General features: G+C 67.0%; 1 protein-coding gene. It reads right to left on the bottom strand.

Features of this window, described 5'->3' with window-relative positions:
• On the bottom strand, positions 1 to 545 hold a 545-nt coding region (locus tag R1101_RS0125235; RefSeq protein WP_016935856.1), incomplete at both ends, for a nucleotidyltransferase family protein.

Below are 545 nucleotides of genomic sequence, written 5' to 3' on the forward strand. Positions count from 1 at the left end.
AGCCTCGGACGAAGTCCTCCGGGGTTCCCATGTCGCGCCAATAGGCCGCGTCGACGTGCCCGTACACCTTCTTGCCCTCGGTCAGCAGCGTCGGGAACACCTCGCGCTCCACCGACACCGGACGGCCCTCGGGGATCTGCTCGATGATCTCGCGGCGGAAGACGTAGCAGCCGGCGTTGATCTGATCGGTCGGCGGATCCTGAGTCTTCTCGAGGAAGGCGGTCACCCGGCCGTCGTCGTCGGTGGGGACGCAGCCGAAGGCACGCGGATCGCTCACCCGCACCAGGTGCAGGGTCACGTCCGCCTCGGTCCGCACGTGGGTGTCGAGCACCGCACCAAGATCGGTGCCGCCGAGCACGTCGCCGTTGAAGACCATCACGTTGTCGGCGCGCAGCTTCGGCAGCACGTTGCGGATACCGCCGCCGGTGCCGAGCGGCTCGGTCTCGGTGACGTATTCGATCTCGAGGCCGAAGTCGGAACCGTCGGCGAAGTGCTGCTCGAAGACCTCGGCCTTGAACGAGGTGCCGAGGACGACGTGTTTGATG

It is taken from the genome of Rhodococcus sp. R1101, from assembly GCF_000278445.1.
GTDB classification, from domain to species: Bacteria; Actinomycetota; Actinomycetes; order Mycobacteriales; family Mycobacteriaceae; genus Rhodococcus; species Rhodococcus gordoniae.